This is a genomic window from Pleionea sp. CnH1-48, from assembly GCF_024124665.1.
In the GTDB taxonomy this organism is placed as follows: Bacteria; Pseudomonadota; Gammaproteobacteria; order Enterobacterales; family Kangiellaceae; genus JAMXSB01.
In genome coordinates this window covers 117,540-133,520 of the sequence record NZ_JAMXSB010000014.1, presented here as the reverse complement: position 1 = coordinate 133,520, position 15,981 = coordinate 117,540, and the positions used below count along the sequence as shown (strand labels likewise).

The following is a 15,981-nucleotide window of genomic DNA, read 5'->3' as shown; positions in this document are numbered from 1 at the left end:
GCATAAATTATGAGATCCCACAGTATGCTTTATCTATACATCTAGATTCGCAACAGCGAGAGCATTACTTTCGATAAATTCACGTCGAGGCTCAACATGATCACCCATCAACGTAGTGAAAAGCTGATCGGCACCAACAGCATCTTCAATCGTTACACGCAGCATACGACGCGTATCTGGGTCCATAGTCGTTTCCCATAGCTGCTCAGGGTTCATTTCGCCTAGACCTTTGTAACGCTGTGTATTGAGTCCACGTTTAGATTGAGCCATAAGCCAGTTGAGCGCTTCTTCAAAGCTGCTGACCTCTTGCTTACGCTCTCCACGCTTAATATAAGCACCCTCTTCAATCAAACCGGTGAGCTGAGCACCTAGATTAACGATTTTTAGATAATCGTTTGAGGAGAAGAACTCATGATCCAGAACAAAGTCATTTTCTAATCCATGGTTGATCACTTTGACTACCGGAATATAGATATGGCGCTCAGTGTCTTCTTTTACAACGCATTCATAACGTACTGAGCCGGCTTTTACTTCGGCGTTCAAGCTTTCGTTAAGCCCATCAACCCAGCTTTGTACAGCACTCTCATCAGCCAGCTGCTCCACCGTAAGTTTGTCGTGGTAGATCATCGAGTTGAGGATTTCTGATGGATAAACTCTAGATAACCTGTGGATAACTGAGACCACTTCTCGGTGCTCAGATACCAGAGCTTCAAGAGAAACACCCGATAAAGCAGGCGCATCAGGATTAACAAAGAGAGACGCTTCATCTAATGCAAGGCTTGTTAGGTATTCTTCCAGTGCCGCTTCATCTTTAAGGTAAGTTTCTTGTTTACCTTTTTTCAGTTTATAAAGTGGCGGCTGAGCAATATAGACATAGCCATTCTCTATTAGCTGTGGCATTTGACGATAGAAGAAAGTCAGCAACAGTGTACGAATGTGAGCACCATCGACGTCCGCATCCGTCATGATAATGATACGGTGATAGCGAACCTTTTCTGGATCAAATTCATCTCGACCAATACCGCAACCGAGTGCGGTAATCAGTGTGCCGACTTCTTGCGAAGAAAGCATTTTATCAAAGCGTGCTTTCTCTACGTTTAGGATCTTACCTTTAAGAGGCAAAATCGCCTGGCTTTTACGATTACGACCCTGTTTAGCCGATCCACCCGCAGAGTCACCCTCCACTATGTAAAGTTCAGATAAAGCAGGATCTTTTTCCTGACAGTCAGCAAGTTTACCTGGCAGACCAGCAATATCTAAGGCACCTTTACGGCGGGTCATTTCACGGGCTTTTCTCGCAGCTTCTCTTGCGCGAGCCGCATCAACCATCTTATTAACAATGGTCTTTGCTTCACCTGGATTCTCCAAAAGATACTCACCCAGTTTTTCGCCCATGGCGGTCTCTACAGCGCTTTTTACTTCAGAAGAAACCAGCTTATCCTTGGTTTGAGAAGAGAATTTAGGATCCGGTACTTTAACCGATACAACAGCGGTCAAACCTTCACGGGCATCATCACCAGAGGTATTTACCTTTGACTTATTCATCCCTTCTTTTTCCATGAAGTTATTCAAAGTTCGGGTAAGTGCTGCTCTGAAGCCCGCTAAGTGAGTACCACCGTCGCGCTGTGGAATATTGTTAGTGAAGCAATAGATGCTCTCTTGATAACCATCATTCCACTGCATCGATACTTCTACACTGATGCCGTCTTCTTCGCGATGATAAACAAAATGGAACACACGCTGATGGATAGGTGTTTTATTGTGATTTAGGAATTCTACAAAAGCCTGAATACCACCATCATATTTAAAGTGGTCATGCTTACCTGTTCTCTCATCTGTCAGTAGAATAGAAACACCAGAATTCAAAAAGGACAGTTCACGTAGACGTTTGGCCAAGATGTCGTAGTGATACTCGATGTTAGAAAAGATTTCTTTACTGGGCTTAAAGCGAATTTCAGTACCGGTAGTCTCAGAATCACCGATCGCTTCTAATGGTTTTTGCGGTTCACCTAAGTGATAAACCTGCTCATATATTTTGCCCTGGCGTCGAATAGTCAGCCTTAATTCATCGGAAAGAGCGTTAACAACAGACACCCCTACTCCGTGTAATCCACCAGAAACTTTATAAGAGTTGTCATCAAACTTACCGCCCGCATGAAGAACCGTCATAATAACTTCTGCTGCCGATACGCCTTCTTCTTCATGAACATCGACGGGAATACCACGGCCATCATCACTGACACTTATGGAGTTATCTGCATGTATAGTTACTTTGATATCGTTACAATATCCAGCCAATGACTCATCAATTGAGTTATCGACAACTTCGAATACCATGTGATGTAACCCAGTTCCATCATCAGTATCGCCTATGTACATTCCAGGGCGCTTTCTTACTGCATCCAGGCCTTTTAAAACCTTAATGCTCGATGAGCCGTATTCTGAGTTTTCTGACATATAAATACCTTTTCTTATTCCAATGACATCTGACTAAATTGGCCATGTTCCACGTGAAACATTAGGCTATTATACCCTGAAATGGCCTCTTTCAGGGAGTCTAATGATATTGCAGTTAACAAAATTTGTACATTTTTCATAGACATCAAGAGACGAATTAAAGTCGCTTGATTAACGCTATCTAACTCAGCAGGTAAGTCATCGATAGCTATAAAGCAATGCTTCTGAGTGGTGCTAATAAATTTCTTAATAATGGATAGTACAAGCGTAGAGACGATCAGCTTTTGTTGGCCTCTCGATGCAATCTCAACGGCTTGCTCATTTCCAAGCAATATATCGATATCGGACCGATGAGGGCCCGAGCGGGTATAACCTAGCTGAATGTCTCGTTCTCGCCCACTCTCAATATGCTCTTTCAAGCTCTTCTTGGAACTCCAACCATCTCGATAAACAAGAGAAATAGTCTCCTGGAGAGAAGTTAGAAACGGCTGGAAGTCACTTAGCATTTCATTCATCTGCGCCACATAGTTTTTGCGCTGTTCCGTAATCGGCTTTGCTGCGTCGACTAAAAGGCTATCCCAATGGCTTAGATGTTTGATTAACCCCGGTTCCTGAGCTTTATCAGTAAAACGAGCATCCTTGATCTTCTTTAACAAAGCATTTCGTTGTTTAAGAATCTTACCGTACTGCAGCCAGTAGTGATGAAAGGAATGTTCCACGTGGAACAATCCCCAGTCAAACAGCTTAGATCGCTCTTTTCTTTGGGTAAGAATATTGTCGTAATATCCAGGAGCTATCGTAATAACAGGAAGAATCTTCGAAATTTCGGAAAGCGTATTACACTTCTGACCGTTAATCTTAGCCTGAAAACTACCTTGGCTATCCCTTAACAGTCCAAGTCGAAAGGTTTGATCAAGCTGATTCGCCTCAGCAAACACCGTCAAATTCGCCGAATCGCGAGTGATAACCTTTGGGATCTTAGAGGTGCGAAAGGATCGGCCATTGGCCAAAACTGATATTCCCTCTAACAGACTCGTCTTGCCGGCACCGTTTTCGCCGATAACGACATTCAACTTGGACCGAAGTTGTAAAACTGCACTGGGAATATTTCGGATATTCGTAAGACGAATTTCTTTGAAGAGCATAAAAATAAAATGCCAATGCCTAGAGGCGCATTGGCATAATCACATACATACTGTCTGAGCCATCGACCTCTTCCATCAACAAACTGCTGTTTGCATCTGAAAAAGTAAGCTTCACATTCTCTGACTTCACTGTATTAAGTACATCTAACATATAATTCACATTAAAGCCGATCTCTAAATGTGGACCAATATAATCGACTTCAATTTCAACCTCAGCTTCCTCCTGCTCTGGGTTGTTTGAATTAATGCGTAATGAACCATTATCCAAGTTCACCCGAACTCCGCGGAACTTCTCATTACAAAGAATAGCAGCCTTCTGCATGCCTTCTTTCAGTACTTCCCGATTTGCTACAACCAGCTTATCACCACCTTTCGGTAATACTTTTTCGTAGTCAGGATACTTTCCATCAACCAACTTAGATGTAAAAGTAAAATGATCACTAATAGCTCTCACATGGTTGCTGCTCAGCTGCAGATGGATATTCTCACCAACGGTAGATAAAAATCTTGCTAGCTCTAATACGCCCTTCCGCGGCACTATGGCCTGGTTCTTATCTTCAAAAGATGATTCAATCTGAGTCGACGAAAGCGCCAAACGATGCCCATCTGTCGCGACAGAATTCAATCGTTCGCGAGAAAACTCAAACAGCATACCATTAAGATAATAACGTACGTCTTGTTGAGCCATTGCAAACTGTGTCTTATCGATCAAATCTTTTAACGCGGCGACACTTAGCTGCATATCAACCAGACCAGCTGATTCCTCCAAATTAGGAAACTCGGAAGCTGGCAGTGTAGATAATGTAAAACGGCTCTTACTTGTCTTTAACTTAACTTTATTTTCATCCTGCTCCAGGCGAATTAAAGTACCACTACCAAGACTTTTACAAATGTCTAAAAACTTTTTCGCTGGAACAGTAATTTCGCCGCTTTCATATTCACCCTCTAAATGAATACGAGCCACCATTTCTACTTCTAAATCTGTTCCCGTGAGTGATAAAAGACCGTTATCAACCTGTATCAATATATTCGACAACACAGGCAATGTTTGTCTTCTTTCCACCGCTCCACTTACTAATTGCAGAGGACCAATCAAGTCATCCTGCGATATAGCCAGCTTCATAAAAAACCCTTTAATATCAACTAGTTAATATTCTTAATAAGTTAGTAAAATCTTCTTCTATATCTAAATTTTCTTCTTTCAAGGCCTTAATCTTTCGACAGGCATGTAGAACCGTTGTGTGGTCCTTCCCACCAAAGGCATCACCAATCTCAGGTAAACTTCGATTAGTTAGCTCTTTAGCTAATGCCATGGCCATTTGTCGAGGTCTGGCTATTGATCGACTTCTCCGCTTAGACAATAAATCGGATACTTTGATTTTATAATATTCGGCGACGGTTTTCTGAATATTATCGATACTTATTTGTTTGTCTTGTGCTGCAATCAAATCTCGCAACGCTTCTTTCACAAACTCAATAGTAATTGGCTTACCTGTGAACTGAGCATTCGCTATAACGCGTTTTAAAGCCCCCTCTAATTCACGAACATTCGAGCGAATACGCTTGGCGATAAAGAACGCCACTTCGTTGGGTAAGTCGATCCCCGTTTCTTCCGCTTTACTGATCAAGATGGCAACACGCGTTTCTAGCTCAGGAGGCTCGATTGCAACGGTCAATCCCCATCCAAAGCGTGATTTTAATCGTTCTTCTACCCCATCGATTTCTTTGGGGTATCGATCACAAGTTAATATAACTTGTTGATTACCTTCTAATAAAGCATTAAATGTGTGAAAAAATTCTTCTTGTGAACGCTCTTTGTTGGCAAAAAACTGAATATCATCAATCAACAACGCATCAACTGACCGATAAAACCGCTTAAATTCATCGATAGTATTGGTTTGAAGGGCCTTTACCATATCCGCTACAAAGCGTTCAGAATGCAAGTAAATGACTTTACCATTGGGCTTGTTCTTAAGGATTAAATTACCCACAGCGTGCATCAAGTGGGTTTTACCAAGCCCCACACCACCGTAAATGAACAAAGGGTTGTAAGCCTTACCTGGATTTTCCGCTACTTGCTTTGCTGCCGCTGTTGCTAGCTGGTTAGACTTACCTTCAACGAACTTGTTAAAGCTAAATGAACTGTTTAAGTTTGGTCGATGTGAAATGGAGACCGCAGGTTGTACTTTTGCAGTAGTTTGAGGCTGCAACACCTTAGGAGGCATTTCTACCTGTGGGCGGACTGGCATTTGTGGTTGGTGCTGGTTCTTAGGGCTGCTAAACGCAGGTCGATTTTTGTTGTCGTTGATGATCAAACTGACTTTTTTTCGACTGCCTTCAGATGAATTTTCATCCAATAATTTGTTAATTTTATTTAAATAATTTTCTCTAACCCAATCAAGAACGAATCGATTTGGTGCTCCCAAAACAATTTCATTGAGGCTTTCATCGACTTTTAGGGGTCGGATCCAGGTATTAAACTGAGTTGGAGCCAGCTCTTCCCTCAAGCGATCGGTGCAATAGCGCCAATAGGATTCTTCCACCCAAATATCTCCAATATTTATTTTTTGTCTTCATGGAAAGGTTAAAAATTTTAGATCGATTCTAAAAATTGATCCAGAGTTTTCCACAAGAAAAAGATCTAGAGATCCAATTTGATCGCATTGGATATTTTTTGTACTTGATGATTTTGTCGCCTGCTTTCAACTTTTTTAGATCGATTTAGATCAATCTGGATCACTTTACTGTTCTTTTCTTGTGTATAAATTTGAGTTTAGATCCTGAGATCATTTTATCAAAGTTTTATACGTTAATTATAAGCTAGATCTTAATACGTTATTAACAGGGTTAAAAATGTTATTAAATTATGTTTTATAAGAACTTTTTCTACTTATCCACAAAGATCGACGGATCTAATAATAGATCTTATAAGATCTTTTTATTTTTATTAAAAAATATAAATTATGTGTCTTGTGAATACTTTGTTGAGATCACTTGATTATCCTTTTTGCTGCATGTTTGCTAAGACAGGCAAATATCGCTGTTTTCGGTAACTTTCTGAGAAATGATCTAAAAAAAAATAAAAAAAATTTTCCACAAGCAAAGATCGGGTGTGATCACTATATCTGGTGGAGATCTGATCTGATCATTTCTATATCTAGTAGATCATTTTGTGATCGAAAAATACAAAAATTAAAGAATCCGAGGGGTTGTCTCTTTTTTATTCGATTAATGATTGATCTCGGGGCGCTCATTAGTTAGAATTTCGCACCCTTTGCCCAGCTAGTAGCGGGCTGAAGCTGTACTCTACTAAAGTTAATCGCGGGTTTTGAGCAATGAAACGTACTTTTCAACCAAGTAACTTAAAGCGTAAACGTCGTCACGGATTCCGTGCTCGAATGGCTACTAAAAACGGTCGTCTGGTCATTAAGCGTCGTCGCGCTAAAGGCCGTAAGCAACTTACTGCTTAATCAGCCGAACGTCTTTTTAAAAACAGGCTCTTGCTGAAATGACAACGGATGCTTCTAAAGCGCCCGCGAAGTTTCCGCGGGAGCTTCGTTTATTGGACTCGAAAGATTTTGCTCAGGTTTTCAAAAAACCCGTCAGAATCGCCAATAAAGCCTTTACTATTCTGGCTACTCCCAATCATAGTCAATCTCCTCGACTAGGTCTTGCGATCGCAAAAAAGCAGGTTAAACTAGCGGTTAACCGTAATCTCATTAAACGCAAATTGCGTGAATCTTTTCGTACCCGACAGGCAACTCTACCATCCTTTGATTTCGTTGTTATGGTTCGTCGCGACATTAACTCGATGGACAGAAAAAGTATGGAATCAGCGTTGTCACATATATGGCGTAAAGTAGAGAAAGTATGCAAAGATTGCTGATTTTAATGATCCGACTGTATCAGAACTCTTTGAGTTATCTGATCGGTAACCAGTGCCGTTTCTACCCTACCTGCTCAGCTTATGCCGAACAGGCTATTTTAAAGCATGGATCACTCAAAGGAAGCTGGCTCGCTATCAAACGAATTGGGCGGTGCCATCCTTTAAACGAGGGCGGGATTGATCCTGTGCCTGAGTGTAGGAATTGTCAGCCAAATCACAAACATTAATAGATATACACCAATAAAGAGAAATTTATATGGAGTCTTCAAGAGGTATTCTTGTCTTAGCGTTAGCTTTTATATCTTTCTTGCTGTTTCAAAAATGGCAGGAAGATTACGGCCCTAAGCCACAGCCTACTACATCAGAGCAAATTGTTGAGCAGCCTAAAAGCAATGAGTCGGTAGCTGCTAATGTCACAGAGCAACCTGCTGATAACTCCAAGGCCGTTGTTGCTAACAATGCGACTGTTGCAGAGGTTATCACCTTATCCAATGAAGTATTGACCGTACAGGTGAATACATTGGGCGGGACCGTTGTTAGCTCTATCCTAACGCAGTTTTCTAATACTCAAGAAAACCCCGATGACCATGTGCAGTTATTAACATCTCGTGCGCACCGTACTTATGTTGCAGCCAGTGAATTGTCTGGTGCTGGAGCTCCAGAAAATGCCAAGCAGCAGGTGATCTATCGTGTGGCGAGTAAACCTACGGCTGACAAGCCTGAACTGATTCTTGAGTGGACCAATGAGCAAGGCATCGTATTCGAAAAGATCTTTAAGATGCATGAGAATCAATACGATATTGATGTCTTCTATCGAGTAAAAAATACGACAGCCACCAATCACGAATACACGCTGACTACTCAGCTAATCCGTGATCGTATTGAGCTGGACACCGACACCAGCGGCTTTGGTATGCAAACCTACCTTGGAGCGGCTTACTCTACTCAAGAGTCTCAATTCGAAAAATACGATTTTGATGATATGGACGACGCACCGCTCGCAGTTATTACGCAGGGTGGGTGGATTTCTTTTATTCAGCACTACTTTATTTCTGCCTGGATACCTAACAAAGAAAGTGTTAACAAAATTACGACTCAATACGATAAAGCGAAACGCGTTTATATTGTTGGCGTCGAGCAAGATAAGTTGGCGGTTGCCGCAGGTCAAACTCAAGAGTTTCATGCCAAATTGTATTTGGGACCTAAAGATCAGGATGTGTTGGCCTCTCTTGCTCCAGGGCTTGATCTGACCGTTGATTACGGTATTTTCTGGTGGTTAGGACAGCCTATCTTCTGGTTACTAACCATGTTCCAGGGTTTTGTGAGTAACTGGGGTGTGGCCATTATTCTTGTAACCATAACCGTTAAGATATTTCTTTATCCTCTAGCAAATGCTCAATACCGTTCATTTGCTAAGATGCGCCTATTACAACCTAAGTTAGAACAGCTGAAAGAACGTTATGGTGAAGACCGTCAGCGCATGTCGCAAGCGATGATGGAGATGTACAAAAAAGAGAAAGTGAATCCTCTGGGTGGTTGTTTGCCGCTGTTGATTCAGATGCCTGTATTCCTGGCTCTCTATTGGGTATTAATGGAAAGTGTCGAGATTCGTCAGGCCGACTTCGCCTTGTGGATCACAGACCTTTCAGCAAAAGATCCTTATTTTGTACTGCCTATATTAATGGGGATCAGCATGTGGTTGATGCAGAAGATGCAGCCAACCTCACCTACCATGGATCCTATGCAGCTTAAAATCATGCAGATGTTGCCAGTCATGATGACTGTGTTCTTTATTTTCTTCCCTGCGGGTCTGGTTTTGTACTGGTTAGTGAACAATCTATTGTCGATTGCTCAACAGGTTTACATTACTAAGAAAATTGAGAAAGAACACGCTGCTGGTAAAAACAATAGCAAAAAGAAGTAATCAATGAGTGCTACTAACGAGACGATTGTAGCCTTAGCCACACCACCGGGTCGCGGTGGTGTGGGGATTATTCGACTTTCTGGGCCTGACGCTTTATCTATTGGCCAAACCATTACCCACCATTCCCTTGCTCCCCGACTTGCTACTTATCTTACCTTTTACTCTTCTGAGCAACAGACTCTCGATCAAGGCATCGCTATATATTTTAAAGCGCCTCATTCGTTTACTGGTGAAGATGTAGTTGAGCTACAAGGCCATGGTGGTCCTGTTGTGCTGGATATTTTAATTAAAGAAGTGGTAAAGCTGGGTGCTCGATTAGCACGTCCTGGCGAGTTCAGTGAGCGGGCGTTTCTAAATGACAAGATGGATTTGGCTCAGGCAGAGGCGATTTCTGATTTGATTAATGCTTCTTCTGAGCAAGCGGTAAAATCGGCGCTCAGAAGCCTGCAGGGTGAGTTTTCTGATCTGGTTCATGGCTTGGTAGAAGAACTTATTCACTTACGTTTATATGTTGAAGCGGCAATCGATTTTCCGGAAGAAGAGATCGACTTTCTCTCTGATGGTAAAGTGCAAAAGGATCTCCAAGAGCTTCAACAAAGTATTATCGCTCTAGAGAAAAAAGCTCAACAGGGTGCCATATTGCGGGACGGTATGAATGTTGTTCTGGCAGGAAAGCCTAACGCTGGAAAGTCGAGTTTAATGAATGCCTTGGCAGGTAAAGACAGCGCCATTGTGACCGATATACCTGGCACAACACGAGACATCTTAAAAGAGCACATTCATATTGATGGTATGCCACTGCATATTATTGATACGGCTGGATTACGAGATGCCAGCGACAAAGTTGAGCAGATCGGCATTGAACGTGCGTGGAAAGAAATATCAGAAGCTGACCGAGTTCTTTTGGTAACAGATAGCTCAGAACCGGATCATGAACAACAGCAGGAGCAGGTACTTGAGTCCTTGCGACAGGTTATTAGTCAGTTACCTCCTGTAACGGTTATTAAAAATAAAGCTGATATTGCAGGGCTTACACCTCAACAGTCTGAGCAGAAGTATCTGCAAATACAGCTCAGTGCCAAAAGTGGTGAGGGTGTCGAGCTACTTAAAGAACATCTCAAACAATGCATGGGCTACCAGTCCAGTAATGAAGGTGTTTTTATGGCGCGTCGTCGTCATATTGAGGCGATTGCGATGGCTAAGCATCACGTTAAGCAGGCAATGGAACAGTTGGTAGAATTTAACGCTGGTGAGCTGGTTGCTGAAGAGTTACGCTTGGCTCAAAACTTCTTGAGTGAAATTACTGGAGAGTTTACCGCTGACGATTTGCTTGGAAGAATTTTCTCCAGTTTCTGTATCGGAAAATAAAATCGGTAAGAGGCGCGTATTTTTAGCAAGATACGCACTCTCTTTGCTTACGGCTTTAAAGTTTGTTTAATCTCCCCCTTCCCTGCATTCACTCTTACTTCGGCGTAAGCCCCGTTTAGCAGTGTCATATTGGGTGGCAAATGGCCAATATCAACATCATATACGATTGGAATGTTCAAGCTTTCGGCCACTTCCACAAAAGCTTCTCTTGAGCTGATGTCTTTACCGCAATTATCTGTTACGGCATTTCTGCCAAACAAGAATCCCTTTAGGTCATCAAACACGCCTTTGTTTTTAAATCCTTGTAAAGAACGCTTGAGTACTGTGGGCGACATCTCTGCATTTTCAAGATAGAGAATGATCCCGTCGTCGCGATACTGATTGCGCAATGTTTCAATATCAAAATAGTCTGTACCGACAAGATGCAACAAAGTGTCAAAGCATCCACCAACTAATCGTCCGCTAAATACTAATCCATTATCTGTTCCTAGGATCTTCCAGCTACTCGGCTCCGTTTTATTCAAAGTTGCGTTGGGGTGAGTCGCAAAGGATGAACCGCTCAGTTGATAATAGTCTGATGACTTTTGAGAAAAGTGAGAGCCTTCACTCAGTGTTAACCAATGCAGAGTTTTTGCGGTCAATGCGTCGGTTTCACTGGGATGCATTTCCATAAGGTTTGGACTATGAGCGGTCGACCAACCTAACTTCGATGTTAAAGCGACGGACAAAGTACTCACGTCAGAAAAGCCGAACAACCACTTAGGTTCTACCGTTTTTAATTTTTCATAATCCAGTAATGGCAAAACATCCATTGCAAACTCCCCACCCCAAGGGGGAGCGATTGCAGCAATTGTTTCGTCACACAAAAACTGCATAAGTTCTTGTGCTCGCTGTTCTGCCGAGGCGCTTACATGGCCAGCATCGTGACGTAAACATTGACCTTCAACTACCTCAAAACCTAAGCTAAGAAGATGGCTTTTGACTATGTCTAAACGTTGATGAAAAGGCGCACATACTCCAGAAGAGAATGCGGTGACTGCAATGCGGCTGCCCTTTTCCAGTGGGCGTGGATATTTCATAATATTTGTTATCTCTGACGTAGCTTATGGCTTCCTTAATGTTGATAAGATATTACTCTCTTCAATGTTTAACAGTAAAGCATCAATAGCTCTATCAAAAAGGCCAGCGGCTAAGCTGGCCTTTTTATTAATCAAGCAATAAGACGGAACGTATGTCATCCGGTTTGAAGTTTCGTTCTATATTGCCTCGCCTGATACGTATCTTAAGCCGCAAATTACGTCCATTAACTTCCAAAATAGTTCCTTTATAGCTGTCGCCGTTTTGCAGAATTAATTCAACTTTTCTTTGTACAAAAGACTGCAATCGACTCACACTTGGACGTTGTATTCGTTTTCGCTCCAGTGCTCGTCGTTGCTGTTCTTTGGGATCGACTTCTTTAACTTTGGGTTGTTGCATAAAGTCAATGGCAGCAACAATGGGGGTCACTTCTTTACCATTAAAGTGCACCGTTAAATTGAGAGCGTCGAGCAGTTCGGAATAGCTTTTATTAGCAAAACTGGAGAGTCGAATACCTGTTGATGGTTTTGCCGTGAAGGCTAAACTTTGTTTGTCAGCTGCAAACGCTTTGTAGCTACTTACAAATTGTTCAGATACGATAATTCCCTGCTCTTTTAAATGCTCCAACAAATCACTGTGGTGTTTTTGAGCAAAGTCTTGAGGTGACATTCCGGTTTTTTGCGCACAGAATTGATCGCGTTTCGAAAGAATGTCTGGATCGATCATGACCCATTGAGAAGATACCAAGTAAGGAGAAACAGGATCGCCTGGGTGGATGTCTCTTAAAGAAATATCGAATTCGTAAGAGAATAACGAATCAAACTCGCCTTTACTTGATAGTTCCAGTGACGACCCCAGTACATTGTAGTGATAATTGAGGGTTAGGTTGGAATCGATACTCAAGAGATCGAGGGATTCGAAATCCGCAGCGGTCAAGGTGCTTACGCTTTCGCAACCCTGAAATATCAATTTGGATAGTTTAAGAGAGTAGAGAAAATCCGTTGCAGGTTTGATTTTATCGCCGTGAAGCACCAAACGCTGTAAGCTTATTTCTCCTTTGGCTGGATACTGCAACAAGGTCAGCTTGTCATCGAGTTTATGGTAATCCTGCCACCGTTCCAGCTGCACGATCATACGATTTGCGTAAGCCAGATCGCCAAAGTCGAGATGGAAAAGCCGAGGCCTCTCAATGATCAGTTGCCCCTCATGGTTGATATAATGATAGTCATAAGTAAGCACATACTTGTCTGGTAGCGTTTCTACTGCTTTCGAAATGCCTTTTTGCAGCTCGAACCAAATATAAAAGGCAGTGGTCGCGACCAGCAAAAGTAAAAGTACAAATAACCTAAAGAGCTTCCTGACCATGATAATATTCTGCTTGTTACCTTAAAGTGACACTGGATTATAGATGATTGATTGTCTCTTTATCTGAACCAGTTCCATATTTATAGATCCTGATCCGCAATAAATTTTTGAAGATATCAATAACTTACAACACTTTATAGCAGATATATAGAGGAATTGTATTGATGACGTTCAAAATTTAGGCAAAGTCAGGTAAGATCAGCGCCCTTTTTTAAAAAAGTTATAGATGAACATGCGGTTTGCAGAGCAATTTGACGTAATAGTGATTGGTGGTGGACACGCGGGTACCGAGGCTGCGCTTGCAGCGGCTCGTATGGGCGTGAAGACCCTGTTGTTAACTCACAATATCGATACTCTGGGACAAATGAGTTGTAATCCAGCCATTGGCGGGATTGGTAAAGGTCATTTGGTCAAAGAAGTCGATGCCTTAGGTGGCATCATGGCGCAGGCTATTGATAAAGGTGGGATCCAGTTTCGAACTTTAAATGCCAGCAAAGGGCCGGCGGTACGGGCTACTCGAGCACAAGCGGATCGTGCTTTATATAAAGCTGCCGTTAGAGAGGCTCTCGAGAACCAGCAAAACCTCAGTATTTTTCAGCAGGCAGCAGATGATCTTATCGTTGAAGGTGGTAAGGTCGTTGGTGTAAAAACCCAAATGGGACTGGAATTTGCCGCTAAGACGGTTGTGCTAACCGCAGGGACTTTCCTGGGTGGTCAAATTCATATCGGTCTGTCTAATTATTCTGGTGGACGAGCGGGAGATCCACCTTCTATAGCTCTGGCCGAGCGCCTTCGTGCGTTGCCTTTCCGAGTTGATCGCCTAAAAACCGGAACGCCTCCTCGCATTGATGCTAAAACCATCGATTTTGGTGAGTTAGAAGCCCAGCCTGGTGATTTCCCTACCCCTGTATTTTCGTTTATGGGTAGCCGTGAGGATCATCCTCAACAGGTGAATTGCTGGATCACTCATACCAATGAACAAACCCATGATCTGATCCGCAGCGGACTTGATCGGTCCCCCATGTATTCTGGAGTGATTGAAGGGATTGGCCCGCGTTACTGCCCTTCGATTGAAGATAAGATCATGCGATTTGCCGACAAGTCATCGCATCAGATCTTTATTGAGCCAGAAGGTCTTAATACACACGAAATTTATCCTAATGGCATCTCAACCAGCTTGCCGTTTGACGTTCAGTTGCAGTTTGTACGATCCATTAAAGGGTTCGAAAATGCTCATATAACTCGTCCTGGTTATGCCATTGAATACGACTTCTTTGATCCTCGTGATCTCAAGAGCTCTTTGGAGACACAATTTATTGAAGGCTTGTATTTCGCTGGACAAATTAACGGCACAACCGGGTACGAAGAAGCTGCGGCGCAAGGTTTGCTCGCAGGAACCAATGCTGCATTAAGAGCGCAAGATAAGGAAAGCTGGTCACCTCGTCGTGATGAAGCTTACATTGGTGTTTTGGTGGACGATTTAATCACCAGCGGTACCAAAGAGCCTTATCGCATGTTTACCTCGCGCGCAGAGTACCGACTGCTGTTACGTGAGGATAATGCTGATCGTCGACTAACACCTCAAGCACGAGAACTTGGATTAATAAGCGATGAGCGCTGGGAGCACTTTTGCCGTAAAATGGAAACCATCGAAGCGGAAAGTGCGCGTATTGAGCGTACGTTTATTCAGGCAGGATCAGAACAGGCCAAACAGCTGGAGCCGAAACTTGAGCGTCCACTGGCTCGTGAAGCCAGCCTCAAAGACTTGCTTAAGCGTCCTGAGTTGACCTACCAAAACCTGATGGATATCGACGGCATTGGCCCTGGTATTGATGATGAGCAGGTGGCTTTTCAGGTTGAAGTTCAGGTCAAGTATGCGGGCTATATTGAACGTCAGAAAGATGAGATTGCACGTACTGAGCGCTACGAAAAAAGCCGTATACCTGCGGAGTTAGACTTTGAACATATCAAAGGGTTATCAGCAGAAGTTACCCAGAAGTTGAAAAACAGCCGACCCGAGACCATTGGCCAGGCGTCGCGTATCTCTGGAGTGACTCCAGCAGCGATTTCACTCATTTTGGTTTACATGAAAAAACATAACTTATTAAGAAAAAGCGCCTGATGGAATTAACACAAGCTATTTCGGGTGGCATCCAAGAATTAGGACTGGATGTCACCAAGGAGCAGTTGCAGCAATTCGAACGTATCATTGAGCAACTCATTAAATGGAATAAAGCCTACAATTTAACGGCCATACGCGATCCTCAGCAAATGATCATTACCCACTTGCTGGATTCATTGGCGATCGCTCCTTTTATGGCTCAAGGCCGTCTGTTAGATATTGGCACCGGGCCTGGCTTCCCGGGTATACCTTTGGCAATTTATGAGCCCAAAAGAGACTATTCCTTATTAGACAGCAATGGCAAAAAGACCCGTTATCTTAAGCAGCTAGTCTATGATATGTCGCTTAGTCAGGTTTCTGTAGTAGACACCAGAGTCGAAGAGTGGCAACCTGATACGTTGTTTGATGTGATTGTCAGCCGTGCCTTTGCTTCTCTTGAAAAAATGGTTTCTCTGTCTCACCACTTGTTGGCTGAAACAGGCGTCTGGCAAGCGATGAAGGGTGAATATCCAGAACAGGAACTGGCTGCATTACCTGATTACGTAGAATTGGTAAAAGTCGACGTGATTTCTGTGCCAAAATTAAACGCTGAGCGACACTTGGTAACTCTTAGGAAAAAAGCATCTAGCTAATATAT

At 42.8% G+C, this 15,981-nt stretch carries 13 protein-coding genes; 7 read left to right on the top strand and 6 right to left on the bottom strand.

Annotation, left to right across the window (positions count from 1 at the left end; genetic code table 11):
• Positions 1-33: 33 nt before the first annotated feature.
• Genes gyrB through dnaA form a run of 4 tightly spaced genes read right to left on the bottom strand, consistent with a single transcriptional unit; the run spans position 34 to position 6,145 of the window.
• Entirely contained in the window at positions 34-2,457 is a 2,424-nt protein-coding gene (gyrB, locus tag NH399_RS20280; RefSeq protein WP_253043020.1) for a DNA topoisomerase (ATP-hydrolyzing) subunit B, read from the bottom strand.
• A gap of 14 nt (positions 2,458-2,471) precedes the next feature.
• Positions 2,472-3,602, bottom strand: coding sequence for a DNA replication/repair protein RecF (gene recF, locus NH399_RS20275; RefSeq protein ID WP_253043019.1), 1,131 nt, complete (start codon positions 3,600-3,602; stop codon positions 2,472-2,474).
• Between the two features lie 19 nt (positions 3,603-3,621).
• Positions 3,622-4,725 carry a DNA polymerase III subunit beta gene (dnaN, locus tag NH399_RS20270; RefSeq protein WP_253043018.1) on the bottom strand — a complete coding sequence of 368 codons (1,104 nt, stop codon included), beginning with the start codon at positions 4,723-4,725 and terminating at the stop codon, positions 3,622-3,624.
• 16 nt (positions 4,726-4,741) lie between these two features.
• A complete protein-coding gene (gene dnaA, locus NH399_RS20265) occupies positions 4,742-6,145 on the bottom strand; it encodes a chromosomal replication initiator protein DnaA (protein ID WP_253043017.1) in 1,404 nt (467 codons plus the stop codon).
• Positions 6,146-6,937: 792 nt separating this feature from the next.
• Between dnaA and rpmH the strand changes: the two genes are divergently transcribed.
• The 5 genes from rpmH to mnmE are packed head-to-tail and all read left to right on the top strand — an operon-like array spanning position 6,938 to position 10,780.
• Positions 6,938-7,072 carry a 50S ribosomal protein L34 gene (rpmH, locus tag NH399_RS20260; RefSeq protein WP_253043016.1) on the top strand — a complete coding sequence of 45 codons (135 nt, stop codon included), beginning with the start codon at positions 6,938-6,940 and terminating at the stop codon, positions 7,070-7,072.
• 38 nt (positions 7,073-7,110) lie between these two features.
• Positions 7,111-7,488 carry a ribonuclease P protein component gene (rnpA, locus tag NH399_RS20255; RefSeq protein WP_253043015.1) on the top strand — a complete coding sequence of 126 codons (378 nt, stop codon included), beginning with the start codon at positions 7,111-7,113 and terminating at the stop codon, positions 7,486-7,488.
• Entirely contained in the window at positions 7,473-7,715 is a 243-nt protein-coding gene (gene yidD, locus NH399_RS20250) for a membrane protein insertion efficiency factor YidD (RefSeq protein WP_253043014.1), read from the top strand. The genes rnpA and yidD overlap by 16 nt, the downstream gene beginning before the upstream one ends.
• A 29-nt stretch (positions 7,716-7,744) precedes the next feature.
• Positions 7,745-9,412, top strand: a complete 1,668-nt coding sequence (gene yidC / locus NH399_RS20245) for a membrane protein insertase YidC (RefSeq protein WP_253043013.1) — start codon at positions 7,745-7,747, stop codon at positions 9,410-9,412.
• Between the two features lie 3 nt (positions 9,413-9,415).
• Positions 9,416-10,780, top strand: a complete 1,365-nt coding sequence (gene mnmE / locus NH399_RS20240; RefSeq protein ID WP_253043012.1) for a tRNA uridine-5-carboxymethylaminomethyl(34) synthesis GTPase MnmE — start codon at positions 9,416-9,418, stop codon at positions 10,778-10,780.
• Positions 10,781-10,827: 47 nt separating this feature from the next.
• Here mnmE and NH399_RS20235 read toward each other — a convergent pair whose 3' ends face one another.
• On the bottom strand, positions 10,828-11,859 hold the full coding sequence (locus tag NH399_RS20235) for a S66 peptidase family protein (RefSeq protein WP_253043011.1): 1,032 nt from the start codon (positions 11,857-11,859) through the stop codon (positions 10,828-10,830).
• Positions 11,860-11,986: 127 nt separating this feature from the next.
• The gene (locus NH399_RS20230; RefSeq protein ID WP_253043010.1) at positions 11,987-13,222 is read right to left on the bottom strand and encodes a hypothetical protein; all 1,236 of its coding nucleotides are present in this window, start codon (positions 13,220-13,222) and stop codon (positions 11,987-11,989) included.
• A gap of 232 nt (positions 13,223-13,454) precedes the next feature.
• On the opposite strand from NH399_RS20230, the gene mnmG reads away from it, so the two are divergent.
• Complete coding sequence (gene mnmG, locus NH399_RS20225; RefSeq protein WP_253043075.1) at positions 13,455-15,344, top strand: tRNA uridine-5-carboxymethylaminomethyl(34) synthesis enzyme MnmG; 1,890 nt, start codon at positions 13,455-13,457, stop codon at positions 15,342-15,344.
• The gene (rsmG, locus tag NH399_RS20220; protein WP_253043009.1) at positions 15,344-15,976 is read left to right on the top strand and encodes a 16S rRNA (guanine(527)-N(7))-methyltransferase RsmG; all 633 of its coding nucleotides are present in this window, start codon (positions 15,344-15,346) and stop codon (positions 15,974-15,976) included. The genes mnmG and rsmG overlap by 1 nt, the downstream gene beginning before the upstream one ends.
• The last annotated feature ends 5 nt before the right edge of the window (positions 15,977-15,981 follow it).

What these genes read in the sequence shown, in the direction of transcription:
- gyrB (WP_253043020.1), bottom strand. Translation starts at nt 2,457, where the DNA reads ATGTCAGAAAACTCAGAATACGGCTCATCGAGCATTAAGGTTTTAAAA.
- recF (WP_253043019.1), bottom strand. Translation starts at nt 3,602, where the DNA reads ATGCTCTTCAAAGAAATTCGTCTTACGAATATCCGAAATATTCCCAGT.
- dnaN (WP_253043018.1), bottom strand. Translation starts at nt 4,725, where the DNA reads ATGAAGCTGGCTATATCGCAGGATGACTTGATTGGTCCTCTGCAATTA.
- rpmH (WP_253043016.1), top strand. Translation starts at nt 6,938, where the DNA reads ATGAAACGTACTTTTCAACCAAGTAACTTAAAGCGTAAACGTCGTCAC.
- rnpA (WP_253043015.1), top strand. Translation starts at nt 7,111, where the DNA reads ATGACAACGGATGCTTCTAAAGCGCCCGCGAAGTTTCCGCGGGAGCTT.
- yidD (WP_253043014.1), top strand. Translation starts at nt 7,473, where the DNA reads ATGCAAAGATTGCTGATTTTAATGATCCGACTGTATCAGAACTCTTTG.
- yidC (WP_253043013.1), top strand. Translation starts at nt 7,745, where the DNA reads ATGGAGTCTTCAAGAGGTATTCTTGTCTTAGCGTTAGCTTTTATATCT.
- mnmE (WP_253043012.1), top strand. Translation starts at nt 9,416, where the DNA reads ATGAGTGCTACTAACGAGACGATTGTAGCCTTAGCCACACCACCGGGT.
- NH399_RS20235 (WP_253043011.1), bottom strand. Translation starts at nt 11,859, where the DNA reads ATGAAATATCCACGCCCACTGGAAAAGGGCAGCCGCATTGCAGTCACC.
- NH399_RS20230 (WP_253043010.1), bottom strand. Translation starts at nt 13,222, where the DNA reads ATGGTCAGGAAGCTCTTTAGGTTATTTGTACTTTTACTTTTGCTGGTC.
- mnmG (WP_253043075.1), top strand. Translation starts at nt 13,455, where the DNA reads ATGCGGTTTGCAGAGCAATTTGACGTAATAGTGATTGGTGGTGGACAC.
- rsmG (WP_253043009.1), top strand. Translation starts at nt 15,344, where the DNA reads ATGGAATTAACACAAGCTATTTCGGGTGGCATCCAAGAATTAGGACTG.